A 25477-nucleotide genomic window follows, 5' to 3' on the forward strand; every position below is an offset into this window, starting at 1 on the left:
GCCGCGTAGGAGCGTGCCTCGTCCGAACCGAGGCAGTGAGCGCTCAGGCGCCGGCCGCTTCGACCGTCGCGCTGACTTCGCCCAGCCCGATGCGCACCGCGCCTTCGCGCTCGCAGAAGCCCCGCAGGCTGAGCGTATCGCCGTCTTCGAGAAAGCTGCGGCGCTCGCCGTTGGGAAGCAGGATCGGCTGCTTGCCGCCCAGCGTGAGCTCGAGCAGCGAGCCGGCCTCATCGGGCTTCGGGCCCGAGAGCGTGCCCGAACCGAGCAGGTCGCCCGGCTGCAGATTGCAGCCGTTCACCGTGTGGTGCGTGACGAGCTGCGCGGCCGTCCAGTAGGCGGCGTCGCGGGCGTTGCCGCGCGTGAGGCGCACGGCGCCCTCGCCGGCTTCGCGCATCTTCGCCGTCTGCAACCACACCTCGAGCGTGATGTCGAGCGCGCCGCTTTCGCGGTTGGCGGGTGCATCGAGGTAGGGCAGCGGCTGCGGATCGCCGGCCGGGCGCTCGAAGGCGGCGCGGAAGGGCGCGAGCGCCTCCATCGTCACGATCCAGGGCGAGAGCGTGCTGGCGAAGTTCTTCGACAAGAAGGGCCCGAGCGGCTGGTACTCCCAGGCCTGAATGTCGCGGGCCGACCAGTCGTTGAGCAGGGTGACGCCGAACAGGTGCGCTTCCGCTTCGGCGATGGCGACCGGCTCGCCGAGCGCATTGCCCTGGGCGACCAGGAAGCCGAGTTCGAGCTCGTAGTCGAGCCGCTTCGAAGGGCCGAAGGAAGGCGTTGCGGCATCGGGTGCCTTGGTCTGGCCTTGCGGGCGCTTGAAGCGCTGGCCGCTGACGCCGATCGACGAGGCGCGCCCGTGGTAGCCGATGGGCACCCACTGGTAGTTGGGCAGGAGCGGCTGGTCGGGACGGAACAGGCTGCCGACCGTGCGGGCGTGATGGATGCCGGTGTAGAAGTCGGTGTAGTCGCCGATGCGGCAGGGCACCGTCATCTCGGCGGCCGACTGGGCCAGCAGGGCCTTGGCCCACTCGGGGGCCTGCTCGCTCCCTTCGGCCAGGCCGGCGGAGATCGCGGCACGCAGGGTTTGGCGCTCCGTCGGGCTCTTCGCCATCAACACGTTCATGTCGTCCGTATGGACGAGGCCGGTCGCCTTCAAGTCGAGCACCTGATCGCCGATCGCAACCCCGATGCGAAAGGCCTCGCCGCTGCCGGCAGGCCGGAAGCGGCCGAAAGGAAGGTTCTGGATCGGAAAATCGCAGCCGGCCTCGTTGGCCGAAGCAACCCAGCTGCGCAGCTTCGGATCGTGGGTGGCGTTCAGTTCGTTGTTCATGGCTTGAATTGATCCTTGAGGCCGGCCCAGCAGTCGGCATAGTCGGTGTCCAGCGCCGGGCTCTGCAGCGCCCAGGCCGTGGGAATGAAGCGGAAGCGGCTCTCGAACATGAAGGCCAGCGTGTTGTCCAGCTTCTGCGGCTTGAGGTCGGCACGGCTGGCCTTCTCGAAAGCTTCCTCGTCGGGGCCGTGCGGCACCATCGCGTTGTGCAGGCTGGCGCCACCGGGCTTGAAGCCGCCGGGCTTGGCGTCGTACTCGCCGTAGACCAGGCCCATGAACTCGCTCATCAGGTTGCGGTGGTACCAGGGCGGACGGAAGGTGTCTTCCATCACCAGCCAGCGCGGCGGGAAGATCACGAAGTCGCAGTTGGCGGTGCCGGGCGTGTCCGAGGGCGAGGTGAGCACGGTGAAGATCGACGGGTCCGGGTGGTCGAAGCTGATGGAGCCGATGGTCATGAAGTTGGCGGTGTCGTACTTCACCGGCGCGAGGTTGCCGTGCCAGGCGACGACGTTGAAGGGCGACTGCTTCGTCGGCGCGCGCCAGAAGCGGCCGCCGAATTTCTTGACGATCTCGTAGCCGCCGGCCTCGCTCTCGAAAGCAGCCACCGGCGCCTGGAAGTCGCGTGCGTTGGCCAGGCCGTTGGAGCCGATCGGGCCCAGCTCGGGCAGGCGGAACTGGGCGCCGTAGTTCTCGCAGATGTAGCCGCGAGAAGGACCCTGATCCGAATCCGGCAGCGCGATCTTGAACGCGATGCCGCGCGGCAGGAGCGCAATTTCGCCGGGCTTGACCTCGAGCACGCCCATCTCAGTGGTGATCACCAGCCGGCCTTGTTGCGGCACCAGCAGCATCTCGCCGTCGGCATTGACAAAGGCGCGGCGCTCCATCGAACGGCTCGCGAGGTAAACGTGCGCAGCGACGCCGCTGTGCGCCTCGGCGTCGCCGTTGGCGGCCAAGGTATGGATGCCGTCGATGAAATCGACATCGGCGTTGTCGAGCGGAAGCGGATGCCAGCGCATCGGCTCGGGCGCGAGCGCGATGTCGCGGTCGGCACCGGTCTGCCAGTGTGGCTGCGCATAGGCCTGGTAGCGCCCGGAGACCACCGAGGGCTGGCGCCGGTACATCCAGCTGCGCCGGTTCTCGTGGCGCGGCGCGGTGAAGGCAGTGCCCGAGATCAGCTCGGGGTAGAGGTCGAAGGGCGCGCGCTGCGGGCTGTTGCGGCCCTGCGGCAGGGCGCCGGCCACGGCCTCGCTCGCGTATTCGTTGCCGAAGCCGCTCTGGTAGCGCAATGCGTCGGTACTCATGGGGATCCTTTCAATCCACGCGGATGTTGTTGGCCTTGATCAGGCGCCCCCAGCGTTCGCGCTCGGCCTTCACGTAGCTTGCCATGTCGCCCGGCGAGCCGGGGAGGCCTTCCACGCCGAGTGCGTCGAAGCGCGCCTTGACGGCCGGCGAGGCCAGCGCCTCCTGCAAGGCCTTGGCATAGCGCGCCACCGTGGGCTCGGGCGTGCCGGAGGGCACGGTGAGCCCCTGCCAGGCATAGGCCTCGTAGCCGGCCAGGCCCTGCTCCATCAGCGTCGGCACGTTGGGCAGCGAGGCGATGCGCTTGGCGCTCGCCACGCCGATGGCCTTGACCTTGCCCGCCTGCACGAACTGGTTGCCGCTGGCGGTGTCGACCAGCATGAACGGCACCTGCCCGCCCAGCACGTCCTGCATGGCCGGTGCCGCGCCGCGGTAGGCCACGTGGGTGAGCTTGAGCTCGGCCTTCTCGCGCAGCAGCTCGGTGGCCAGGTGATGCGGGCTGCCGACGCCGGCCGAACCGTAGTTGACGCCGCCCGGCTGGGCCTTGGCCCAGGCCACGAACTCCTTCCAGTTGCTCGCCGGCACCTGCGGGCCGACCACCAGCACGAGCGGGAAGCGCGCCAGCAGGCCGACCGGCTTGAGGTTCTTCTCGGCGTCGTAGCTCAGCTTGGAAAAGAGGAAGGGATTGGCCGCCAGCGTCGCGAAGTCGGCGGTCAGCAGGGTGTGCTCCACGTCCCTGGCGCGCGCCACGTACTCGGCCGCGATGTTGGTGGCGGCGCCCGGCTTGTTGTTGATGACGATGGGCGCGCCCAGGCTCTTGCTCATGGTCTCGGCGGTCGCACGCGCCACCGAATCGGAGCCGCCGCCGGCGGCGTAGCCGACCACCCATTCGATGGGCTTGCTGTCCTGGGCGATGGCAGCGAGGGACAGGGCAGCCAGGCCGAGGGCGGCGAGGGTCTTGCGGATCATGGGTTTGTCTCCAGTAGATTGAAACTTCGTGTGATGCATTGCCGGATCGTCAGGCGCGCGCCGCCTCCAGGGCTTTGCGCAGCACCGGCAGCGAGCCAATGTGATTGGCCAGCACCAGCACCAGGCGGGCATTGAAGGCGTGGCTCTCCTCGGTGGACAGGCCCTGGTGCGCGTCGAGCAGGGCCTCGTAGAAGTCGTCCGGAGCATCCAGGTGGGGCGTCAGGATCAGGTGGTCGTTCGGCATGGTCGTGGTCTCCTGGGGTCTCAGGTTTTGCCGAGCGCACGCGCGTGGGCGGCGCGGATGGCGGCGGCCGTGGGGCTGCGCCAGCGCGCGCACACGTGCTGGTCGGGCCGCAGCAGGTAGGTGGTGCCGGGCCGGGCGTCGTAGCGCTGCGCGGCCAGGGCATGGGCGTCGTCGAGCGGAATGCGTACGACGCTGACCGGTGCTTCGGCCTCGGCCAGCGCGCGCAGGCTGGTCTCGGCGGCGGCGCCGTCGCCAAACACCAGCGCGGCAAAGCGGCCGTCGGCGCCAAGCGAGCGCAACAGCCAGTTGCGCTGGCCGCCGCTCGCAGTGAAGGGTGCATCGGCCGCCACCGCGCCGGGCACCATGCGCCCTTCGAAGTCCCCGCTGTCCGGCGTGTTGAGCGTCGAGCCATGCAGCGTGGCCGGCACAGACAACCGCCCGCTGTTGACCAGCGTACGGGCGAAGGGGTGGCTGCTCGCCAGCTGCAGCACCGCATCGCGGAACAGCCGGCTCAGCTCGCTCTTGGGCGTGATGAAGTCGGTGGCGCGGGTGGAGTTGCGGATGTTCTCGTCGGCCGCGTACTCGCGCTCGCGGGCGTAGCTGTCGAGCAGCGCCTGCGGCGCCTCGCCGCGCAGCACCGCGGCCAGCTTCCAGGCCAGGTTGTCGGCGTCCTGCACGCCCGAGTTGGCGCCGCGCGCACCGAAGGGCGAGACGCCGTGCGCCGAATCGCCCGCGAACAGCACGCGGCCGTGGCGGAAGGCCTCCATGCGCAGGCAGGCGAAGGTGTAGACGCTGGCCCATTCGAGCTCGAACTCCGCGTCCCTGAAGGGCGAGGCCGCCAGCAACGCCTTGACGCGCGGAATGATGTTCTCGGGTTTCTTCTCGGCCTCCGGATCGGCCTCCCAGCCGAGCTGGAAGTCGATGCGCCACACGTTGTCGGGCTGCATGTGCAGCAGCACGCTCTGGTGACGGTGGAAATGCGGATCGAACCAAAACCAGCGCTCGGCCGGGAAGTCGACCTTCATCTTCACGTCCGCGATCAGGAAGCGGTCCTTGAAGATGCGGCCCTTGCTTTCCTGGCCGATCAGCTGCCGCACCGTCGAGCGCGAGCCGTCGCACGCGGGCAGCCAGTCGGCCTGCAGCCGGTAGCTCCCGTCCGGCGTCTCGACGGTCAGGAGCGCGTGGTCCTCGTGCTGCTCGACGCCGACCACCTTGTGGTTCCAGCGGATGTCCAAAAGCGGCAGCTCGGCCGCGCGCTCGGCCAGGTAGCCCTCGACGTAGTACTGCTGCAGGTTGACGAAGGCCGGGCGCTGATGGCCCTCTTCGGGCAGCAGGTCGAACTCGTAGATCTGCGCGTCCTGCAGGAACACGCGGCCCAGCTTCCAGGACACGCCTTTCGCCGCCATGCGCTCGCCGCAACCGAGCCGGTCGAAGATCTCCAGCGAGCGCTTGGCAAAGCAGATGGCGCGCGAGCCGGTAGACAGCTTGTTGTCGTTGTCCAGCAGCACCACGGGCACCTGGCGTTGCGCCAGGTCGATGGCCAGCGCCAGGCCGACCGGGCCGGCGCCGACCACGACGACGGGGTGCCGGGCGGGCGTGGCGGCGTCCTGGTCGGGGTGGTGCCTGTAGTCGTAGCGCAGGTTCTGGTAGTCGATGGGCGCGGCGGCTGAAGCAGCAATGGCGTTCACGTTCCTGTCTCCGTATCTTTGTCTTGCTCCTCCCGGTTCAGCCTTCGAGGGTCTTCCACATCTCGACGTCGCGCTCGGCGGTCCACACGCGCGGGTCGGCGTACTGCGTGGCCTCGTCGTAGCAGCGCGTGATGTCGAAGGGCATGCAGTGGTCGAAGATGACCCAGTGGCCGTACTTGGGCTTGAGCTTCGCGTAGGTCTCCTTGTAGACCGCGTTCAGGTCCTTGCCGGACTTGGCGCCTTCCGAAACGCTGGCGTACACGTCGGCAATGAAGTCGCGCGTGCCGGCGAGACCCTTGGCCACTTCTTCCGGCGTGGTGAGCGCGGCGCCGCGGCCGGGCACCAGGGCCTTCGGCTTGAGCGCGGCGATGTTGTCCAGGGTCTTGGGCCAGTCCTTGAAGTAGGCGTCGCCGGCATAGGGCGTGGCGTCGAACTCGACCAGGTCGCCCGACAGCAGGGTCTTCTCGCCCGGCAGCCAGACCACAGTGTCGCCCTTGGTGTGGCCGCGGCCGAGCTGCAGCAGCTGGACTTCGAGCTTGCCCAGCCACAAGGTCATCTTGCCGGTGAAGGTCATGGTCGGCCAGGTCAGGCCCGGCGGCACGGTCTCGACGTTCTGGAACAGGCGCGGGAAGCGGCCGATCTCGCTCGCCTTGTCTTCCTCGCCGCGCTCGACGATCAGGTCGCGCGTATCCTGGCTGGCGATGATGTGCTCGGGCTTGTAGCCGGTCGCGCCCAGCACGCGCACCGCGTGGTAGTGCGTAAGCACCACGTACTTGATGGGCTTGTCGGTCACTTCGCGGATGCGTCGCACCACGTCGGCCGCCATCGCGGGCGTGGCCTGGGTGTCGGCCACCAGCACGCAGTCGTCGCCGATCACGATGCCGGTGTTGGGGTCGCCCTCGGCCGTGTAGGCCCAGGCATGCTCGGAAATCTGGCTGAAGGTGATCTTCTTTTCTTCGAGATCGGCCTGGCTGGCGAAAACCTTGGTCTGGCTCATCGGGGTCTCCTGGTGATTTGTCTAACACGAACGAATTCGCAGGGAACGAATTAAACGGAGTGTAAACCGGAGATCAGTTAATGTCTAATGTCTTCTGCATGAACGAACAAAGAGACGGAAATGGCCGCTGACGGCAACGATCGCGCGCAGCGCGGCATCCAGAGCATCGAAGTGGGCGGCCAGCTGCTGCGCGCCCTGGTGCACCACGGCCGGCCGATGGCATTGAAGGACCTCGCGCGCGAGGCCGACATGTCGGCCGCCAAGGCGCATCCCTACATGGTCAGCTTCGGTCGCCTCGGATTGATCGAACAGGACCGCAGCAGCGGTCACTATCTGCTCGGCCCGCTGGCTTTGCAACTGGGATTGATCAGCCTGCAGCAGGCCGATCCGGTCCACATCGCGACACCGCTGGTTGCCGAGCTCGCGCAGCAAATCGGGCACACCGCGGCCATCGCGGTGTGGGGCGACCGCGGCGCCACCATCGTGCGCGTGGCCGAGTCGCCGGCGGCATTGCACGTGAGCATGCGGCACGGCACGGTGTTTTCGCTGACCAGCACCGCTTCGGGCCGCCTCTTCGCCGCCTACCTCGATGGCGCGATCGTCAAGCGCCTGCTCGACAAGGAGCGCCAGCGCGAGAAGAGCAGCACGGCGCCGGCGCCGCACGTGGGCATGCCGCCGCCCCCGCCGCTGCCGGACTGGAAGGCTTTCGAGGAGCAACTGCACGAGGTGCGCGCGCGCGGCATCAGCCGCTCCGAAGGGGAGATCGTGCCGGGCGTGAGCGCGATGTCCGCGCCGGTGTTCGACCACACCGGCGCGATCGCGCTGGCGATCACCGCGATCGGGCCCGCGGGCGTTTTCGATGCGAAATGGGACGGGCCCGTCGCCCGCGCACTGAAGCAATGCGCCGGCGAGGTGTCGCAGCGGCTCGGCGCCGCACGCGCCTGAGAGATCCGGGCGGCTGATCCGGGCGGCTGATATGGCTTGATCCTGTCAAGAGCGCAAGCCCATCTCTCCGGGTTCCGGATTGCAGAATTCGTTCGCGAATGCCGGATGGGGAACGCGACGGAGCCGGGTGCAGGGTATCAGCGGCCGTCGGAGCTGGCAATCAACCGGCCGTCGGCCCGGCGGGCGGGCGCGAGGCCTTCAGCGCCCTGGCGCGTTCCAGACTCTCGGCCGGCCAGTGCTCGGCGCGGCTGTAGTACTCGGCCACGGCCGGCGTGCCCGGCGGCAACAGCACCCATGGCTGCTTCGACATCGTGAAGATGTGGATGTCGGGGGGCAGGTGGTCCGGCGCGTCGAGCGTGCCCACGCGCACGAAGCACACGGCATCGCCGGCACCCGCATAGTGGCTCCACAGCGCGACGCGGCAGTGCGGACAGCGCGCGATCTTCTGCCCTTTGCCGCTTTCCGACGGCGTCACGACGAGCTCGATCTCGCCCTGGAGCAGTTGCACGCGCTCGGCCTCGACCATCGCGTTGAGCGCGAAGGCCGAGCCCGTCTCGCGCTGGCACCAGCGGCAATGGCAGCAGTGCACGAAGAGCGGTCGCGTCGTCATGCGGTAGCGAACCGCGCGGCAGGTGCAGCCGCCCTCAAGCGGGAAGGGGTCGGGGTCGGTCGGGATGGCGCTCATGGTGCGCCGAACTTTGGCGCGGCCGCGCCCGAAACGCAAACGCGGGCGTTCTCAGGCCGCGGCCGCCCCCAGCGCCACGAACTCGCCCTCGAGGCGGCCCACCGTCCGGCCCCCTTGTTCGAGTATGGCGGCGACGGCGATGCGGGCCCGGCCCTTGCGATCGAGCATGCGCAGGAAGGCCGGCCATGCCTGCGGCTGGGCAATGAGCGAGCGCGCAGTGAATTCCCCGGTGATCGGCAGGTCGTAGTCCATGGTATTGCGCTGAATGACCAGCCGGCTCGAGATCCCGGCGCGCTGCAGCCGCGTATGCACCAGCGACCAGGCCGCCAGAATGGCGACGGCCGAGGCGCTGCCGCCGAACACGGTCTCGCGATGGTTGATGTTGGGCGCCAGCGGCGCGCTCAGCAGGACCTCGTCTTCATGCAGCGCGAGCACCGCGACCTGCATCGCCTTCGACAGGGGAATGTGCGCGTGCAAATAGTCCTGCAGTTCGCCGGGGCTCACCGCGAACGCCCGTCGAAATGCGTCACCGGCACCGATTCGAGCTCGATGCCCTCGATGCAGCGGATGTTGACTGCCGACATCTTGTTGCCCTTGGGGTCGCTGCCCTCGGCAAAGGGATGGATGCCGCAGGTGGGGCAGAAGTGGTGCTCGAGCACATGCTTGTTGAACAGGTAGGTGCCCATGTCCTCGCGCGGGGTGAGCAGCGTGAAGCTGTCGCGCGGCACGAACCAGAGCAGCGAACCCTTGCGCTGGCACATCGAACAATTGCATGCCATCGCACCCTTGATCTCGCCCTCGACCTCGAAGGCGATCCGGCCGCAATGGCAGCTGCCTCTGTACTTCATCGGAGTCTCCTGAAAAGAAAAGCGCGGACTGCAGAGTATGCAGACCGCGCCCCGCTTCCGATGTAGGCAGGCGCCCTCAGGCCATGAAGCCCACGTTCTTCGGGTAGTCGATGCCGTTGACGTTGCCGCCGAAGTTCTTGAGGTTCGGCAGGATGCTTTCCAGATTGCCCGCCGGCACGCCGAACCAGCTCGCGAGCGTGGCGCCGTACTGGTCGACCGAGGTGGTCGGAATCAGCCGGCCCTGCCCCACATGGCCTTCGTAGCCGGCCAGCTTCGAGTCGTTGTTGATGCTGACCACCTGCGGCGTGCCGTAGATCTGCTTGCCCTTCACCGCGCCGCCGACGATGAAATGGTGGCCGCCCCAGCCGTGGTCGGAGCCGTCGCCGTTGGAAGCGAGCGTGCGGCCGAAGTCGGAGGCGGTGAAGGCTGTGACCTTGTCGGCCAGACCTTGCGCAACCATCTGCCGGTGGAACGCGGCCATCGCATCGCTCAGCTGCTTCATCAGGCCGGGCTGGTTGGCGATCAGGTTGTCGTGCAGGTCGAAGCCGCCCATCGAGACGAAGAACACCTGCCGCTTGGTGCCCAGCGTGCTGCGGCCGCGGATGAGCCGCGCGACCATCTTGAGCTGGTTGCCCAGGCCGGTGGCCGGAAAGGTACCGGCCGCGAAGTCAGTTCCGATGGCCGAAGTGACCGAGCCCTCGGCCTCGACCGCGCGCTTGGTGACCTTGTTGTATTCGTTCTCCAGCACATGGCCGCGCGCCTGCTGCACGAGCTGCGCCATCGCGGCCTTGACCGAACTGGAGCCGTACACGTTGGCGTTCTTCACGCTGTTGATGCCGACCGCGCCGCCCGTGCTCACCTGGTATTGCAGCGCGGTATCGCCCGAGAGGAACACCGCGTTGCCCGCAACCGACATGCAGGTGAAGAGCGAGTTGGTGTTCTGCGTGAGCATCAGGTCACCGATGTTGCCGCCCCAGCCGACGGTCGAGCCCTCGGGCGAGGACGACTGCCAGGTCGACTGCTGGTCGTTGTGCGAGAACAGCTTCGGCGGCTGCGGATAGAGCTTCTTGTTGCTGTTGTTGTACTGGGCGCGCGTGAGCGGCACCACCAGCGGGCCGACATTGAGCTGCACCGCCATCTTGGCATCGGTATTGAACAGCGTGGCCAGCTCGGTCATCGCCGGGTGCAGCGCGTACTGGCGTCCGTCGGACAGCGCCGTGGTCGGGACGAGCAGCGTCGGCGTCAGTTCGGCCTTGCCGATCGCCACGCCGCCAGCGGCCTGGCCGGCGGCCCCGCCGCGAATCGTGCTGTAGGCGTTGTAGCTCGGATCGTCGTAAGTGACGACAGTGTTGGCATAGTCGTTGCCGCCGAACAGGAAGACGCAGACCAGCGCCTTGTAATCGTCGCCGGCCGCCTGCGCGGCGGCCTCGCCCATCGCGGCCAGGTTGAGCGCAAAGGGCAGTGCGGTGCCCGCCATGGCGAGCTGGCCGGAGCGGCGCAGAAAGGCGCGGCGGGTGTGGGCTGCGGGATTGATCAGGTACATCGCGCGCTTCCTTATTTCTGGATCAGGTATTCCGGCGACGCCATCACCATCAGCACCGCGGCATAGACGCGGTTGTTCTTGACGCCGTCGCTGCTGGTCGAAGTGACCGCCGGCGTGGCGAGCGCATTGACGACCAGCGCCTGCGTGGCGGCGGTGAGTTGGTTGCCGGTGAAAAGCAGGTTCAGCCGCCGCACCAGCGCGGCCGGATCGAGCACCAGCGCCTTCTCGGCCGCATAGCTCGGGATCACATCCTTGCTGTTGAAACCGTTGGGCACCACGTTCTGCATGAAGTTCAGGTAGCCGCCGACGCTGGTCTCGTTGACCATCTGGAACTCGGGTGCCACCAGCTTGGCGCTGGCTATCGCGGTCGAGGGCGGCACGTAGCCGGGCCGGAAGAAGTTGAAGACCGAGGGCGAGCGCAGCGGGCTCTGGCCCAGCTGGTCGTTGGGGCGGGAGAGGTTGCCGATCTTCCAAGTGTCCAGCGTGGAGCCGATGCCGCAGGTGCGGCCCCACTGCACGAGACGCAGCATCGGCTCGCGCAGGCGGCCGAAGTTCGGGTCCGTGAGGCCGGCCGGGCTGCGCGCCTCGTTGTCGAGCAGCACGGCGGCGAACACGCTCTTCATGTCGCCGCGCACGCCGGCGCCGTTGTTGGCGAACACGTCCGCCACGCGCTTCACGTAGGCCGCGCTCGGGTTGCTGGTCACGAGGCGCTGGATCAGCTGCTTGCTGATGAAGGGACCGACGTTCGAGTGATTGAACAGCGTATCGAGCGCGATCTTGAGCGCCGCCTTGCCCTCGGTGTTGGCCGGCACGGTGGCGCCGAGGAACTTGGCTTCGAGCATCGAGTGGCGGGAGGCCGTGAGCGCCATCGGCCGCTTGGTCCAGGCGTTGCTCTCGATGGTGTAGCTGGCGCCGGGCGGCGTGAAGGTGTTGCGCTCGGCGGCGGGGATGTCGAGGTCGTAGCCGGTGAACACGCGCGCCAGGTTGGTCACGTCGTCCTGCGTGTAGCTGTCCAGCGGCGCGCCGTCGGCACCGGTCCTGACCGTGCCGTCGGCATTGAGCTGGTAGAGCCCGATGGTCATGAGCTGCATGACCTCGCGCGCGTAGTTCTCGTCCGGCTGGCGGCCCTGCGCGTTTTCCTTCTGGTTGCCCCGGGTGTTGAGGTAGTAGCCCATCGCCGGGTTGAGCGTCACGTCTTCCAGCAGCTTGCGGAAGTTGCCGGTGACGCCAGCGACCAGCATGTCCCAGTACTGGGCCATCATGTGGTCGTTCCAGTTGGAACTGAGGTCGTTGGCCGAGACCACGAAGATCTCGGTGAACGCCAGCGCCATGCGCTTGCGCATCCCGTCCGGCGCGGTCATGAGCTGGTTCCAGATCATGTCGTCGGTGTAGACGGTGTTGTAGGGCTTGCTCGCGATCCAGTCCCAGCCGGTCTGCGTGGGCGCCCGATCGACCTGCTCGCCGAGCCAGGGCAGGTAGCCCTTGGCGCGCACCGCGGCGATCTCGGCCTCGGAGGCCGAGAACTGCGACTGCAGCAGGAAGCGCGCGGCCTCGTCGTCGGTCTTGGCCTGCGTGTAGATGTAGGTCTGGCCGGTCGGCGTACTGGCCAGGGGCGTCAGGGAGCCGGCCTGGACGTCGCCGCCGCCCATGCCGGCGAAACTGCTGCCGCCGCCTCCGCCGCCGCCACCGCCGCAGGCAGCGAGCGCCGCTGCGGCAGCCAGCGCGGCAGCCAGGGGCAGGGGATTGTTGTGCGCCGCCGGCGCCTCGGAAGCTGCGTGCGTTTCGGACACGCGCAGCACTTCGTCGGTCGCCTCGGAGCGACCGGTCGCAATATCTTCCACCATGAGTTCCTCGCTCCTCGGCGCCCTCGCGCCGTTCTTCTCAAGGCAAGTGCCATGCCGGACGCAGGCCGGGCTGCGAGGACTCTAAAGGCGGTGTAAAGGCGGTGACTACGACAACAATTGTTCTGAAATGTGACTTTTTCCGTCACTCCGATACAACCGCGCCCTTGCGGCGACGCGAAAAGTCGCTCAGGGCTTGGCTTTTTCGAGGCTGTCGCGGGTGCGGATCGCCTCGCGCCGAGCGGCTTCGGCGAAGTCGGCGCCGGCCGAGGCGTAGCAAATGGCGCGCGACGAACTGACCACGATCGGCGCATCGGCGCGCCAGCCCGCACGCACGGTGGCGACCGCATCCCCGCCCTGGGCGCCGACGCCGGGAATCAGGAGCGGAACGGTGGGCGCCAGCGCGCGCACGCGCTCGATCTCAGCCGGGTAGGTGGCACCGACCACGAGGCCGAGCTGGCCGTTCAGGTTCCAAGGCCCCTGGACGAGTCTTGCAACGTGTTCATACAAAAAAGGTTCTCCTTCCAGGCCCGCGAGCCGCTGGCCCTGCAGGTCGGCACCGCCCGGGTTGCTGGTGCGGCACAACAGGAAGGCGCCCTTGCCGTAGTGGCGCAGGTAGGGCTCGACCGAATCGAAGCCCATGAAAGGCGACAGCGTGACGGCGTCGGCGCCGTAGCGCTCGAAGGCCTCGCGCGCGTACTGCTCGGCCGTGGACCCGATGTCGCCGCGCTTGGCATCGAGGATCACCGGCACATGCGGCGCGTTGCGCCGCATGTGCTCCATGAGCTGTTCGAGCTGGGCTTCGGCGCGGTGGGCGGAGAAGTAGGCGATCTGCGGCTTGAAGGCGATCGCCAGGTCGGCGGTGGCATCGACGATGCGCGCGCAGAAGTCGTAGATCTTGCCGGCATCGCCCTTCAGATGGGCGGGGAATTTCGCGGGCTCGGGGTCGAGGCCCACGCACAGCAGCGAGCCGTTTTGGCGCTCGGCGGCGCGCAGCTTGTCCAGGAAGGTCATGGGGCGGAATTTTAGGCCGCCACCGGCAGCGCTCAGCCCGAGCGCAGCAGTTGCTCGGCCGCCAGGCACAGGTCGGCCCAGGCACGCGCCTTGTCGGCCGGATTGCGCAGCAAGTAGGCCGGGTGGTAGGTCGCGACGACCGCGACGCCCTCCAGATCCGGGATGGCCAGCCGCACCGCGCGGCCGCGCAGCTTGCCGAGCGGCTCGCTGCTTTGCAGCAGGCTCTGCGCCGCCAGCGGGCCCATCGCGAGCACGACGCGCGGCGCCAGGGCGGCGGCGGGCGCCGCAAAGGCCTCGGCGATCGGGCGCGGGCTGCCCGGCTGGCCCGAGGCCACGCCGCGGTGCGTGCGCATCAGATGCACGGGCGTCGCTGCGCCATGCAACTGCAGCGCGCGCAGCATGTTGTCGAAAAGCCGGCCGGCATCGCCCGCGAAGGGTTCGCCGTGGCGCCCGTCGAGCTCGGGCGGCATGTCGGCGACGATCAGCCACCCGCCTTGCACGGCCTTCTCTTCATCGCCGTAGAGACGACGCGGCGCATCGATCAGCACGGTCGCACCGTGGGACGGCGCGGCGGACGGACGGACAGGAGGAGCGGACACAGGCACCGGCGCACGCGGCGCCGCCGGCACGGCTTCGGCTTCGACGCGCGGCACCGCGACCACCACCTCGACCGCCGGCGCCTCGGCAGGCTCCGCCACCGGCCACCAGACCTTGACGCCCATCTCGTCGAGCATCGCGCGCTGCCGCGCGTCGAGATTCAGCGTGCCGGCGCTCATTTCAACGCACCCCATGCGCTGGTCGATTCGTTGAGCCGCAGGCTCATCACCACCGCGTCTTCGCGTGCGTTGCCCTCCGCCGGGTAGTAGCCCTTGCGCACCCCCACGCGGCGAAAGCCCTGGCGCTCGTAGATGGCAAGCGCGCGCAGGTTGCTCGCGCGCACTTCGAGCCACAGCCACTGGGCGTTCTGGCCGCGCGACCAGCCGGCCAGCGCCTCGAGCATCAGCGGCGCCCAGCCCTGGCCCTGGAAGGCCGGCGCGACCGTGAGGTTGAGCAGATGGACTTCGTCGACGCCTTTCATGGCCACGAAGTAGCCGATGATGGTTTCGTCGCCGGTCCGGGCCGCAGGCCGCCCCCAGAGCGCGCGCGGTCCGCCCGCGGGCGGGGGCGAGGGCTCGGTGCCGAGTGCGGAAGGAACGACCAGGCACTGGCAGTGGTAGCCGGCGGCCAGCGAGTCGCTGAAGTTGGCCGGCGTCCAAGGGTGGGTGAAGGCGGTTTTCTCGATCGCGCAGACAGCCGGAATCCGCTCGATCGTGATCGGCTCGAGACGGGCTTCACGCGGCTGTTGCAGGACTGCGCTCATGATGATGATGATGAATCGGTCATTGCCGCCTTGAGGGCGGCACGCTCTTCGGTGGTCTGCGCCACTTTATCGCGAACATAGAGCGGCCAGGCCTCGGCGGGTGCGACCGTTCGGCCGGCTGCAAGCAATTCGGGGGCCAGGCGCAGCATCGCGGCCGCGGTGGGCAGCACCTCGTGGCGCGCCACGGCTGCGGGAAGGCGCTCGCCATAGGCCGCGAAGGCATTGCCGGCGAGCGCCCAACCGGACGGCACCTCGACCTGCTCGGGCGCCAGCAATTCCGCTTCGCCGGCGAGCGCCGCTGCGCTCCCGAACTCGTAGCGCGCGGCATAGACCTGGTCCATGCGGGCATCGAGCACGGCGACCACGTGCATGGCACCGAAACGGTGATGCGCCTCCTCGGCCACCGCCTGCAGCGTGTCGATGGGCAGCAGGCGCAGGCCGGCGCCGAAGCCCAGGCCCTGCGCCACCGAGCAGGCGGTGCGCAGGCCGGTGAAGGAACCGGGCCCGCGCCCGAACGCGATCGCATCGAGTTCGGCCAGCGCGAGGCCGGCTTCGGCCAGCAGTTGCTGGATCAGCGGGATCAGCGTGGTCGAGGATTGCGCGCCGCCGGCGCCGCTGTGTTCGAACAGCCGGTCGCCGTGGCGCACCGCGACCGAAAGCGCTTCGGTGCTGGTGTCGAAGGCCAGGAGCTTGAGCGCCGTCGCCATGGCCGTCATCCGCGCGCCGGCGCGGCGGCCGGCCTTGCTGCTGCCGCGGCGCGAACGCGCTGCACGCCGAACAGGATGCCGGCCGTAACCAGCAGCAGTCCGGCGATCAGGTTCCAGTGCAGCGGCTCGCCGAGGAAGACCACGGCAGCGAGGGCCGAGAGGCCCGGCACCACGGCCGTGATCATGGTCGAACGCACCGGCCCGAAGTACTGGATCATGCGCGTGAAGGTAATGCCGGAGATGACGACCGAGCCGACGCCCTGGAACAGCATCTGGAACACGATCTCGCCCACCGGCGCGCTGTCGAGCCGGCTCGCGACCACGCCGGCGGCGGCCAGCAGGGCATAGACCGGCACGTAGGTCACGAAGGCGAACACGGTGATGGCGATGGTGGCGCGCACCGCGTCGAGCCCGTGGCGCCGCACCACCACGCTGTAGCAGGCCCAGCAGAAAGCCGCGCTCATGAAGAGCAGGTCGCCCTTCCAGATCTGGCCGCCCTCGAGGGCATGCAGCAGGCTGGCGCCGCCGACCAGCAGGTCGCCGACGACGATCAGCGCGAGGCCGAGCGCGCGGGCTGTAGTGATGCGGTCGTGCAGCACGATGGCCGCGAGCACCGCCGTCCAGAGCGGCAGGCTGCCCGGCATCAGCACGGCGGCATGGGTGGCCGGCGCGTAGAAGAAGCCGGTGTAGGCGAGCAGGGCATAGGCCAGGCCGCCGAAAGCGCCTGCGGTCGCGGTGATGCGCAGTGAAGCGGGCGACAGGCCGAAGAGCGAGCCCGCCGACGGATCGCTCCGGCGCGCCTGTTGCATCACCAGCCAGGCGCCCCAGGGCATGAGCACCAGGCTCGCGCCGCAGATGCGCGCGAAGGCAATGTCGAAGGGGGTCAGCGAGCGCCCGGCCGAGGCCCGCGCGATCACGATGAAGGCGGTCCAGACCAGGACGGTGACGACGGCCGCGCCGATGCCGATGGTGCGAGCGGAGAAGCGGGGTGCGGCGGGCATCACGCGATTATCGAGGGACGGCCATGCACCGCGCTGCGATGGGCCCATGACGCTGCCGGCCGGGATAATCGCGCGATGCCTTTTGCCCTGCCCCTTACCGCGCGCCGCGCCGTTCGCATGCTGTCCCTGGTTCTGGCGCTGGCGGCGCTGGGTTCGGTCCCCGCCATCGCCCAGAACCTCCCGCCCGAGGTCGAGGCCGCACTGGCCCGCGCCAAGGTGCCGCGCGATGCGGTGACGATGCTGGTGGCCGACGCCGACGCCACCCACGCCCCGCGGCTCGCGTGGCGGGCGCAGGTGCCGGTCAACCCGGCCTCGGTCATGAAGCTGGTCACCACCTACGCCGCGCTCGACCTGCTCGGCCCGGCCTTCACCTGGACCACGCCCGTGTACGTCGACGGTCCGATCCAGAACGGCGTGCTGGCCGGCAACCTCTACATCAAGGGCCAGGGCGATCCGAAGCTGGTGCTCGAGCGCCTGTGGCTGCTGCTGCGCCGCGTGCAGGGGCTGGGCATCCACACCATCAACGGCGACATCGTGCTGGACCGCAGCGCCTTCGAGGTTCCCGATGCCGATCCGGCCGCCTTCGACGGCGAAGGCCTGCGCCCCTACAACGTCGCGCCCGATGCGCTCCTGATCAACTTCAAGTCGGTGGTGATGACCTTCGTGCCGAACCGCGACAGCCAGACGGCGCAGGTCAACTTCGAGCCCTACCTGGCCGGCGTGGCGACGCAGGCCACGGTGCCGTTGTCGGCCGGTGAATGCGGCGACTGGCGCGCCGCGCTGGCGCCGGCCTTCACCGATCCGGCGCGCGTGAGCTTTGCCGGCAGCTACCCCGCCGCCTGCGGCGAGAAGGTGTGGCCGGTGGCGTATGCGGACCCGCGCAGCTACGCAGTGCGCGCGGTCGGCGGGCTGTGGGCCGAGATGGGCGCCAAGCTCCGGGGCCAGGTGCGCGAGGGGCAGGTGCCGGCGGGTCTCAAGCCCGCATTCGAAGCCGTCTCGCCGCCGCTGGCCGAAGTGATCCGCGACATCAACAAGTACAGCAACAACGTGATGGCGCAGCAGCTGTTCCTCACGCTCGGCCTGCAACAAAACAAGCGCGGCACGCTCGAGGGTGCGCGCGCCGCAATGCGCCAGTGGTGGAACGAGCGCATAGGCACCGGCGAAGGCCAGCCGGTGTTCGACAACGGCTCGGGGCTCTCGCGCGAGGAGCGCATCAGCGCAGCCGCGCTCGCGAGGATGCTGCAGGTGGCCTGGCGCTCGCCGGTGATGCCCGAGCTGGTGTCCTCGCTGCCCGCCACGGGCGTCGACGGCACGTTGCGCAAGCGCGCTCTGCGCTCGGGCGGCGCGGCGCATCTCAAGACCGGCACGCTGCGCGATGCGGCCGGCGTTGCGGGCTACGTGCACGGCGCCAGCGGCCGGCGCTGGGTGGTGGTCGCGATCGCCAACAACGGCAATGCCGGGGCGGCGCGCCCGGCCTTCGATGCGCTCGTGGACTGGGCCGCGCAGGACAACTAACCGAGCGTCGCCAACGCGACTTCCACGCCGTTCCGGCTCCGGGTTTCCCTTGTCTTGCTTTGCAGATCGCAAGCCTAGGATCGGTGCGCCCTTCACAACAAGACTCCCGGAGACATCCATGAAGCGTCTGCATCTTCTGAGCGCCGTCGCCATGGCCAGCCTGCTGGCCGCCTGCGGCGGCGGCGGCGACGGCCCCGGTTTCAACTTCGGAGCCGGCGGCGGCGGGACCGGCACCGGCGCGCTCCAGGAACCGGCCGTGACCGTGACGACGCTGTCGGCCGCGCAGATCGATGCCGGCACCGCGCAGAACGGCCTGCAGCCGATCAGCGGCAAGGCCAAGTGCGACGTGAGCGTGGTGGCGCTCAACTACAGCACGGTGGGGCCGAAGGGCGAGGCCACCAACGCCTCCGGCGTGCTGCTGATGCCCGCGGGCAGCTGCGCCAACAACGCGCCGCTGGTGGCCTACGCCAAGGGCACCGATGTGCAGAAGCCGCGCACGCTGGCCAATCCGCAGGATCCGGAAACCTTCTTGCTGACGGCGATGTACGCAGCCCAGGGCTACGCCGTGGTCGCCACCGACTACCTGGGCTATGCCAAGTCGAGCTTCTCGTACCACCCCTACCTGCATGCCGATTCGGAGGCCCGCTCGGTGCTGGATTCGATCCGCGCCGCGCGCACGGCGCTGGTGGCGACGGGCGGCTCCTTCTCGGGCAAGGTGATGTTCACCGGCTACTCGCAGGGCGGGCACTCGTCGATGGCGGCACACCGGGCGGCCGAGCGCGACAGCCCGCTCGAATTCAACGTGGTGGCCGGGGCGCATCTGGCAGGTCCGTACAACATGTCGGGATCGTTCAAGCTCACGACGGCGATCGCGGGCTACCAGTTCTTCGTTCCGTTCATCGTCACCTCCTATCAAAAGATCTACGGCGACGTCTACACCGACGTCAACACGGTCTTCAAGGCACCCTACGCAGCGACCATCGAAAACCTGCTGCCGAGCCCGACGCTGAACTTCACCACGCTGGTGACGAGCGGCGCGCTGCCCGGTGCCAACGGCGAGACGCCGGCCCAGGCACGCGACGCGCTGTTCCACAGCGCGTTCCTGACGGATTTGCAGACCAACCCCAACAACACGCTCTTCCTCGACGCGAAGAAGAACGACCTGTTCGGCTGGAGCCCGCGCGCCAAGACGCTGCTGTGCGCCGGCGCCGGCGATCCGACGGTGCCGCCGGCCGTGCACATGGTGCCCATGAAGGCGGACTTCGATGCGCGCGGCGTGACCACCGTGTCGACGGTGGATGTCGACGCACAGATTCAGGCGACCTATGGGCCGGGCGGCACGGCGCCGACCGATCCGACGACGGCTGCCTACGCCACCTACTTTGCCGCCTATCACGGCACTTACGAGCCGCCGTTCTGCCACGCGCGGGCGCGGGCCTTGTTCGACACAGTCAAGTAACGGAGGCGATCAGGCCGCAGCGGCCCGTTGCAGGCGGTCGCGCACCCCTTCCCATTCGGGACCGGCCGGCGGCGTCTCGACCCAGATCAGCTTGACGCCCTCGGCGTCGAAGGCGCGCAGCACCGCGAAGAGCTGCTGCGCGGCGGTGGCGGCGTCGTCAGGCATGCGCCGCTGCACGATGCGCTGCGAGCGGCTCTTGAGCACGCTGCGCGACCAGACCGCGATGTGCGCCGCGTTGGCGCCGAGCACGTCGAGGCCGGTCTGCATGGCCTTCGCATCCATCAGCCGCAGCTTGGCGCTCGGCGCGTAGTGCGCCTCGAGCGTGCCCGAGGCGCGCGGATCGGGGGCGGCCAGCTCGTGCTTGTCGCGCAAGGCCTCGCCGCAGGCCGCCTCGATCTGGGTGCGCGTGATAGCGCCCGGCCGCAGCAGCACCGGCGCGCCGCGGCTGCAGTCGACGATGGTCGATTCGATGCCCACCTCGCAGGGACCGCCGTCGATCACCAGCAGCTCGTCGCCGAACTCCTGCTGCACGTGCTGCGCGGTGGTGGGGCTCACGCGGCCGAAGCGGTTCGCGCTCGGCGCCGCCACGCCCGGCACGCCCTGCTCGGCGCAGGCCGCGAGCAGCGCCTGCGCCACCGGGTGCGCGGGGCAGCGCAGGCCGATGGTGTCCTCGCCGCCGGCCGCCGCCGCGGCCACGCCGGGCTGGCGCGTGACTATCAGCGTCAGCGGGCCGGGCCAGAAGGCAAGCACGAGTTTCTGGGCGAAGGCCGGCAGCGGCTGGGCAAAGCGGGACAACGCTTCGGTCCCTTTGACACCGGCCGCCACGTGCACGATCAGCGGATGGTTGCTGGGCCGGCCCTTGGCCTTGAAGATGCCGGCCACGGCCGCGTCGCTGGTCGCATCGGCGCCCAGACCGTAGACCGTTTCGGTCGGGAAGGCGACAAGGCCGCCGGCGCGCAGCACGCGCACGGCCTCGTCGATGGCAGCGGGCGACTGGCCGTCGCGAATCATGGCGCTCACTCCGAGAGAGGGATCGGCAGTCCGAGCAGCGCAGCCGCGAAGTCGGCGGTGCTGCGAACCGTGTCGATGTTCTCGCCCGTGATCGTGAGATGGCCCATCTTGCGGCCGCGGCGCGCCTCGATCTTGCCGTAGAGATGGAGATGCGTTCCAGGCAGCGCGAGCACATCGGCCCAGCGGGGCTCGACCGCCGTCTCCGACGATCTGGGTCCGCCCGAGGCCTCGGCATCGGCAAACCACAGATCGCCCAGCAGGTTCAGCATGAGCGCGGGACTGTGCTGGCGCGGCGCGTTCAGCGGCAGGCCGGCGAGGGTGCGCACCTGCAGCTCGAACTGCGAGATGTCGCAGGCCTCGATGGTCCAGTGGCCGCTGTTGTGCGGGCGTGGCGCCATCTCGTTGACCACCAGCGATCCGTCGGCCAGGACGAAGAACTCGACGCACAGCACGCCGACATAGTCCAGGCCCTCCGCGATGGCGACGGCCGAATCGACGGCGCGCCGCGCCTGCGCTTCGCCCATGTTGCCGGCATGCACCTCGGTCACCGCGAGGATGCCGTCGCGGTGCAGGTTGCGCTGCGGCGGGAAGTGCACGACCTGGCCATCTTCGCCGCGGGCGACGATCACCGAACATTCGAAATCCAGCGGCAGCAGCTTTTCGAGCACGCAGGGCACGCCGCCCATCGCGCTCCAGGCGGCTGCGAGTTCCTCGCGCGTGCCGACGCGCTGCTGCCCCTTGCCGTCGTAGCCGAGCCGCGCGGTCTTGAGGATGCCGGGCAGCAGATTCGGCGGCACGGCCATGTGGTCGGCCGACTCGATGATCGCGTAGGGCGCACAGTCCACGCCGCAGCCGACGAAGTGGCTCTTCTCGCGGATGCGGTCCTGCGCGATCGCCACCGAGGTCGCCGCCGGCCATACCGGACGCGCGACCGAGAGATGTTCCAGCGAGGGCGCCGGCACGTTCTCGAATTCGGTCGTGATGGCATCGGCCAGGCCCGCGAGCCGCGCGAGGCCGTCGACATCGGTGTAGTCGGTGTGGATGTGGTGGTGGCTCACGCGCCCTGCGGGGCTGTCGGCATCGGGGTCGAGCACCGCCGTGAAGTAGCCCATGCGCTGCGCCGCATGCACGAACATGCGGCCGAGTTGACCGCCCCCGAGCACGCCGAGCGTGGCACCCGGCAGGATCGCGCTCACAGCGCGCCTCCGCCCTGGGGCGAGAAAGGCGATATCACCGGCGGATCGACCGGCGGCAGGGCCATCGACCGGGCCACCTCGGTCTGCTGCGCGCGGAAGGCGTCGAGCCGGGCGCGCAGCGCCGGATCGGCCACGGCCAGCATCGCAACCGCGAACAGCGCCGCATTGGCCGCCCCGGCGTTGCCGATGGCAAAGGTCGCGACCGGCACGCCCTTGGGCATCTGCACGATGCTGTAGAGCGAATCCACGCCCTGCAGGTGCCGGCTCGCGACCGGCACGCCGAGCACCGGCACGGTGGTCTTGGCCGCCAGCATGCCCGGCAGGTGGGCCGCCCCGCCCGCGCCGGCGATGATGGCCGCGAGGCCGCGCGGCGCCGCGCTTTCGGCATAAGCGAACAATTCGTCGGGCATGCGGTGGGCCGAGACCACCCGCGCCTCGTGGGCGATGCCGAATTGCTGGAGAATCTCGACCGCGTTGCGCATCGTCTCCCAGTCGGAGTTCGAGCCCATCACCACGCCGACCTGAATTGCTTGCTTCATGGTTTCAATTTTACGTTTCACCCCCAGGTTCCCGCGATGATCGACATCACCCTCGAAAACTTCCAGACCGAGCTGATTGACGGCTCGATGACCACGCCGGTGCTGCTCGACATCTGGGCCGAGTGGTGCGGCCCCTGCAAACAGCTCGGCCCGGTGCTCGAAAAGCTTGAACTCGAGTATGCCGGCCGCTTCACGCTGGCCAAGCTCGATGCCGACAAGGTGCCGCAGATTTCGCAGCAGCTGAGCCAGATGTTCGGCGTGCGAAGCATTCCCTTCTGCGTGATATTCAAGGACGGCCAGCCGGTCGACGGCTTCGTCGGCGCGATTCCCGCCGACCAGATCCGCAGCTTCCTCGACAAACATGTGCCGGGCGCCGACGAGGCTGCGGCCACCGAGCAGGAAGAAGCTGCCCAGGAAGCGCTGGCCGAGGGCGATACCGAAGGCGCGCTCGAGCGGCTGCAGCACGCGGTCGCGACCGACCCGGCCAACGACGACGCGCGCTTCGACTACATCAAGCTGCTGCTGCAAGAGGGCCGCCTCGACGATGCCAAGGTCGCCTTCGCGCCGGTGATCGCCAAGACCTCGCTGGTGCGCCGTTTCGACGCACTGCAGCGCTGGATGGACGCGATCGACTTCGCAGCGCCGGCCACCGGCACGGCGCCGACGCTCGCCGGCGCCGAAGCCCGCATCGCGGCCAACAAGCGCGATTTCGAAGCCCGCTTCGACCGCGCGCGCCTCTTGATGAGCGCGCAGCGATGGACCGAGGCCATGGACGAACTGCTCGACATCCTGATGCGCGACAAGGGCTGGAACGACGAACTGGCCCGCAAGACCTACATCGCGATCCTCGACATCATCGAGCCGCCCAAGCCCAAGGTGGCGGACGGCCAGATTCCGCCGGACGATCCGACCGTGGCCAGCTACCGGCGCCGCCTGAGCAGTGTGGTGCTGAGCTGAGGACCAAACGCCTCAAAAGATCATCAAACTACTCATATTTATCAAAAAGCTACTTTCGAGTGGCTTTTTTGTTGCCTACCAAACCCTGAGGTAGCTACTATCACTACTCAATTTCTAGGTTTTGAGTAGTTTGATGCTCATCGACGAACTGGAAAAAGCCCGCAAAGCGGCCGGCTGGAGCCAGGAAACCCTGGCGGAACGCGCCGGCCTTTCCCGCATGACCGTGCAGCGCACCGAAAGCGGCCAGATCGATCCCCGGCTTTCGACGCTGCTCGAAATGGCACGCGCGCTGGGCCTCGAGCTCATGCCTGTGCCGGCCGCTCTGCGCCCGCAACTCGAGGACTTCGTGCGCTCGGGTGGCCGCGTGCTGGGCCAGCCGGCGGGTGTCGGGGCGCCGCCCTCCATCACACAGACTCTTGAAGCCAAGTGAGCACAAGCTCAACCTTCACCACCAGGATCCGCTACCTGCGGATGTCGCTGCACCTGCCCGGCGGCGGGAGGCGAACAATCGGCTACCTGTCCCAGTACGGCGACATCCTGCGCGTCTCCTTCGACGCCGACTACGTGGCCGATCCGGCGCGGCCGGCCCTGTCGCTGGCCTACCGCGGGGCGGACGAGGCGGCGACCCGGGCCATTCTCTCGTCGGCACGCGACGTCCGGCTGTCGCGCAGCGACGGCCACTGGCCCACCTACTTCCAGAATCTGCTGCCCGAAGGCCACAACCGCGAGCGCCTCGCGCAACATCGCGGCTGTAGCGCAGACGACGAATTCGAGCTGCTGGCTGCCGCTGGCCACGATCTGGTGGGCGCGATCGAGGTCGAGCCAGTACCGCCGGCCGAAGGCATTCCCGACACCGTGCGCCACTGGCACACCGCGCTCGGGCTCGACGTGCTGCAGCCCGGCTTCGTCGAGGCGCCGGTCGAGGACGCGGCCTCGATCCCCGGTGTGGTCGTCAAGTTCTCCGCCGTGCAGGAGGGCCGGCGCTACGCGGTGCGGCGCCATGGCGCGGCCGGTTCCTTCATCCTCAAGCTGCCGACGGTGCACCATCCCGATCTGGTGGCCAACGAGTTCGCGGGCTACCGTCTCTGCGGCGCGCTGGGCCTCAACTGCGCCGAGGCAAGCGTGATTTCGCGCGCCGACGCGGAGCTGCCCGAGCAGATCCCTTACGACCAGATCCTCGCGGTGCGTCGCTTCGACCGCACGACCGAGGGCGGTCGTGTGCACATGGAGGAGTTCGCGCAGGTGCTCCAGTACGAGCCGCGCCAGAAGTACGGCCGCGGCCTTGAGGTCGACTGGCCGCAGATGCTGCGCGTGCTCGACCGCCTGTCGCCCGAGCCCGTGGCCGACGTGCGCGAGTGCGTGCGCCGCATCGTCGCTTTCATCCTGCTCGGCAACAGCGACGCGCACCTGAAGAACTGGGCGCTGCGCTATCCCGACGGCGTGACGCCCACCCTGGCGCCGCTCTACGACCCGGTGTGCGTGGCTGCCTTCTTCGAGGGCGTACCGGCCACCGACTACGGCGTGAACCGCGCCATCGATGCCAAGCTTGCCGCCTTCGACTGGCCGGCCTTCGACGCGCTGCTGCGCAACGCCGGCCTGCTGCGGCCGGCGCGGCTCGTCGCGATCGCGAAGAACACCGTGCGCCAGGCGCAGGCCGACTGGCCGGCGCTCCTGCGCGACGCGCCGGGCAGCGTGCAGCGCTGCATCCAATCCCGGCTCGCGGGCGGGGTCGCGTTGGCGCGCTGAACGCGCTCGCATACGATTGGCGCGTATTTCAATTTGTTGCCAAAGGAAAGTCCGGCCATGCGTTCCTTGTTCTTCACGACTGCATTGCTCGCATCCGCTCTCGCGGCCGGTTGCGGCAGCGGCATCAGTCTCGACGAGCCGATCGAAGGACCGGTCTGGCAGCTCGAGCAGCTCGGCAGCGAGCTGATAGAGCCGAGCAGCGATCCGCGGCGCAACGCACAGATCCAGTTCGACCGCAACAGCGGCCGGGTCAGCGGTTCGGGCGGCTGCAACCGCGTGTCGGGCACCTATGAGCGCAGCGGCAGCACGCTCAGGCTGCGCCAATTGGGTGCGACGCGCATGGCTTGCCCGAGCGAGGCGGTGAACATCAACGAGACCCAGTTCTTCGCCGCGCTGCAGGCCACGGCCAGCTACCGGCTGCAGGGGAGCTCGCGGCTCTCGCTGCTGGACGCGGCCGGACGGACCGTGGCGACGTTGAGCAGCGGCAGCGCAGCGCGCTAGCTGCGAGCTTTGCCAGTTTCGGCAGCGCGCGCCGAAAACATGTAGTGCTTATAGCTTCCTCGCCGTAACATCGAGCGCCGACGCTTCG

General features: G+C 68.8%; 26 protein-coding genes. 7 read left to right on the forward strand and 19 right to left on the reverse strand.

Annotated features, from left to right (window positions below; genetic code table 11):
• Window positions 1–43 precede the first annotated feature (43 nt).
• Genes fahA through ACSQ9A_RS26835 form a run of 6 tightly spaced genes read right to left on the reverse strand, consistent with a single transcriptional unit; the run spans window position 44 to window position 6521 of the window.
• On the reverse strand, window positions 44–1324 hold the full coding sequence (gene fahA / locus ACSQ9A_RS26810) for a fumarylacetoacetase (RefSeq protein ID WP_436305919.1): 1281 nt from the start codon (window positions 1322–1324) through the stop codon (window positions 44–46).
• Window positions 1321–2625, reverse strand: a complete 1305-nt coding sequence (hmgA, locus tag ACSQ9A_RS26815) for a homogentisate 1,2-dioxygenase (protein ID WP_436305920.1) — start codon at window positions 2623–2625, stop codon at window positions 1321–1323. The genes fahA and hmgA overlap by 4 nt, the downstream gene beginning before the upstream one ends.
• A 10-nt stretch (window positions 2626–2635) precedes the next feature.
• The gene (locus ACSQ9A_RS26820) at window positions 2636–3592 is read right to left on the reverse strand and encodes a Bug family tripartite tricarboxylate transporter substrate binding protein (RefSeq protein ID WP_436305921.1); all 957 of its coding nucleotides are present in this window, start codon (window positions 3590–3592) and stop codon (window positions 2636–2638) included.
• Between the two features lie 49 nt (window positions 3593–3641).
• A complete protein-coding gene (locus ACSQ9A_RS26825) occupies window positions 3642–3836 on the reverse strand; it encodes a DUF2783 domain-containing protein (RefSeq protein ID WP_214695168.1) in 195 nt (64 codons plus the stop codon).
• Between the two features lie 20 nt (window positions 3837–3856).
• Window positions 3857–5524, reverse strand: coding sequence for an FAD-dependent oxidoreductase (locus ACSQ9A_RS26830; RefSeq protein ID WP_436305922.1), 1668 nt, complete (start codon window positions 5522–5524; stop codon window positions 3857–3859).
• Window positions 5525–5561: 37 nt separating this feature from the next.
• On the reverse strand, window positions 5562–6521 hold the full coding sequence (locus ACSQ9A_RS26835; protein WP_093108692.1) for an MBL fold metallo-hydrolase: 960 nt from the start codon (window positions 6519–6521) through the stop codon (window positions 5562–5564).
• Between the two features lie 120 nt (window positions 6522–6641).
• Between ACSQ9A_RS26835 and ACSQ9A_RS26840 the strand changes: the two genes are divergently transcribed.
• A complete protein-coding gene (locus ACSQ9A_RS26840) occupies window positions 6642–7466 on the forward strand; it encodes an IclR family transcriptional regulator (RefSeq protein WP_436305923.1) in 825 nt (274 codons plus the stop codon).
• 160 nt (window positions 7467–7626) lie between these two features.
• On the opposite strand, the gene ACSQ9A_RS26845 is transcribed toward ACSQ9A_RS26840, so the two are convergent.
• The 10 genes from ACSQ9A_RS26845 to ACSQ9A_RS26890 form a co-directional block, all read right to left on the reverse strand.
• Window positions 7627–8142 carry a GFA family protein gene (locus tag ACSQ9A_RS26845; RefSeq protein WP_436292206.1) on the reverse strand — a complete coding sequence of 172 codons (516 nt, stop codon included), beginning with the start codon at window positions 8140–8142 and terminating at the stop codon, window positions 7627–7629.
• A gap of 60 nt (window positions 8143–8202) precedes the next feature.
• Entirely contained in the window at window positions 8203–8655 is a 453-nt protein-coding gene (locus ACSQ9A_RS26850; protein WP_436305924.1) for a thioesterase domain-containing protein, read from the reverse strand.
• The gene (locus ACSQ9A_RS26855) at window positions 8652–8999 is read right to left on the reverse strand and encodes a GFA family protein (protein WP_093108687.1); all 348 of its coding nucleotides are present in this window, start codon (window positions 8997–8999) and stop codon (window positions 8652–8654) included. The genes ACSQ9A_RS26850 and ACSQ9A_RS26855 overlap by 4 nt, the downstream gene beginning before the upstream one ends.
• 76 nt (window positions 9000–9075) lie before the next feature.
• Window positions 9076–10542: a DUF1501 domain-containing protein gene (locus ACSQ9A_RS26860; protein ID WP_436305925.1), complete on the reverse strand. Its 1467-nt coding sequence runs from the start codon at window positions 10540–10542 to the stop codon at window positions 9076–9078.
• Between the two features lie 11 nt (window positions 10543–10553).
• The gene (locus ACSQ9A_RS26865) at window positions 10554–12386 is read right to left on the reverse strand and encodes a DUF1800 domain-containing protein (RefSeq protein ID WP_436305926.1); all 1833 of its coding nucleotides are present in this window, start codon (window positions 12384–12386) and stop codon (window positions 10554–10556) included.
• A gap of 186 nt (window positions 12387–12572) precedes the next feature.
• Window positions 12573–13397: an orotidine-5'-phosphate decarboxylase gene (gene pyrF, locus ACSQ9A_RS26870; protein ID WP_093108684.1), complete on the reverse strand. Its 825-nt coding sequence runs from the start codon at window positions 13395–13397 to the stop codon at window positions 12573–12575.
• Window positions 13398–13429: 32 nt separating this feature from the next.
• Window positions 13430–14188, reverse strand: coding sequence for a uracil-DNA glycosylase family protein (locus tag ACSQ9A_RS26875; protein ID WP_436305927.1), 759 nt, complete (start codon window positions 14186–14188; stop codon window positions 13430–13432).
• Complete coding sequence (rimI, locus tag ACSQ9A_RS26880) at window positions 14170–14757, reverse strand: ribosomal protein S18-alanine N-acetyltransferase (protein ID WP_436305928.1); 588 nt, start codon at window positions 14755–14757, stop codon at window positions 14170–14172. Before rimI ends, ACSQ9A_RS26875 begins: the two co-directional genes overlap by 19 nt.
• A complete protein-coding gene (tsaB, locus tag ACSQ9A_RS26885; protein ID WP_436305929.1) occupies window positions 14754–15464 on the reverse strand; it encodes a tRNA (adenosine(37)-N6)-threonylcarbamoyltransferase complex dimerization subunit type 1 TsaB in 711 nt (236 codons plus the stop codon). The genes rimI and tsaB overlap by 4 nt, the downstream gene beginning before the upstream one ends.
• 5 nt (window positions 15465–15469) lie before the next feature.
• On the reverse strand, window positions 15470–16465 hold the full coding sequence (locus ACSQ9A_RS26890) for a DMT family transporter (RefSeq protein ID WP_436305930.1): 996 nt from the start codon (window positions 16463–16465) through the stop codon (window positions 15470–15472).
• A gap of 75 nt (window positions 16466–16540) precedes the next feature.
• On the opposite strand from ACSQ9A_RS26890, the gene dacB reads away from it, so the two are divergent.
• Together dacB and ACSQ9A_RS26900 are read left to right on the forward strand one after the other, a co-directional pair.
• Window positions 16541–17980: a D-alanyl-D-alanine carboxypeptidase/D-alanyl-D-alanine endopeptidase gene (gene dacB, locus ACSQ9A_RS26895; RefSeq protein ID WP_436305931.1), complete on the forward strand. Its 1440-nt coding sequence runs from the start codon at window positions 16541–16543 to the stop codon at window positions 17978–17980.
• A gap of 118 nt (window positions 17981–18098) precedes the next feature.
• Window positions 18099–19439 carry a lipase family protein gene (locus ACSQ9A_RS26900; protein WP_436305932.1) on the forward strand — a complete coding sequence of 447 codons (1341 nt, stop codon included), beginning with the start codon at window positions 18099–18101 and terminating at the stop codon, window positions 19437–19439.
• A 9-nt stretch (window positions 19440–19448) separates the two neighbouring features.
• On the opposite strand, the gene ACSQ9A_RS26905 is transcribed toward ACSQ9A_RS26900, so the two are convergent.
• Genes ACSQ9A_RS26905 through purE form a run of 3 tightly spaced genes read right to left on the reverse strand, consistent with a single transcriptional unit; the run spans window position 19449 to window position 22185 of the window.
• Window positions 19449–20450: an L-threonylcarbamoyladenylate synthase gene (locus tag ACSQ9A_RS26905; protein WP_436305933.1), complete on the reverse strand. Its 1002-nt coding sequence runs from the start codon at window positions 20448–20450 to the stop codon at window positions 19449–19451.
• A gap of 5 nt (window positions 20451–20455) precedes the next feature.
• The gene (locus tag ACSQ9A_RS26910; RefSeq protein ID WP_436305934.1) at window positions 20456–21646 is read right to left on the reverse strand and encodes a 5-(carboxyamino)imidazole ribonucleotide synthase; all 1191 of its coding nucleotides are present in this window, start codon (window positions 21644–21646) and stop codon (window positions 20456–20458) included.
• A complete protein-coding gene (gene purE, locus ACSQ9A_RS26915) occupies window positions 21643–22185 on the reverse strand; it encodes a 5-(carboxyamino)imidazole ribonucleotide mutase (protein ID WP_436305935.1) in 543 nt (180 codons plus the stop codon). Before purE ends, ACSQ9A_RS26910 begins: the two co-directional genes overlap by 4 nt.
• A 36-nt stretch (window positions 22186–22221) precedes the next feature.
• Here purE and ACSQ9A_RS26920 point away from each other — a divergent pair, with 36 nt between their 5' ends.
• The 4 genes from ACSQ9A_RS26920 to ACSQ9A_RS26935 all read left to right on the forward strand — a co-directional run bounded on the left by ACSQ9A_RS26920 (window position 22222) and on the right by ACSQ9A_RS26935 (window position 25389).
• On the forward strand, window positions 22222–23142 hold the full coding sequence (locus ACSQ9A_RS26920) for a tetratricopeptide repeat protein (RefSeq protein WP_436305936.1): 921 nt from the start codon (window positions 22222–22224) through the stop codon (window positions 23140–23142).
• 133 nt (window positions 23143–23275) lie between these two features.
• On the forward strand, window positions 23276–23572 hold the full coding sequence (locus tag ACSQ9A_RS26925; RefSeq protein WP_436305937.1) for a helix-turn-helix domain-containing protein: 297 nt from the start codon (window positions 23276–23278) through the stop codon (window positions 23570–23572).
• Window positions 23573–23613: 41 nt separating this feature from the next.
• Window positions 23614–24888: a type II toxin-antitoxin system HipA family toxin gene (locus ACSQ9A_RS26930; RefSeq protein WP_436306371.1), complete on the forward strand. Its 1275-nt coding sequence runs from the start codon at window positions 23614–23616 to the stop codon at window positions 24886–24888.
• Window positions 24889–24945: 57 nt separating this feature from the next.
• The gene (locus tag ACSQ9A_RS26935) at window positions 24946–25389 is read left to right on the forward strand and encodes an META domain-containing protein (protein ID WP_436305938.1); all 444 of its coding nucleotides are present in this window, start codon (window positions 24946–24948) and stop codon (window positions 25387–25389) included.
• Window positions 25390–25477 lie beyond the last annotated feature (88 nt).

This window comes from Variovorax sp. LjRoot290 (genome assembly GCF_964253985.1).
Lineage (GTDB): Bacteria > Pseudomonadota > Gammaproteobacteria > Burkholderiales > Burkholderiaceae_C > Variovorax.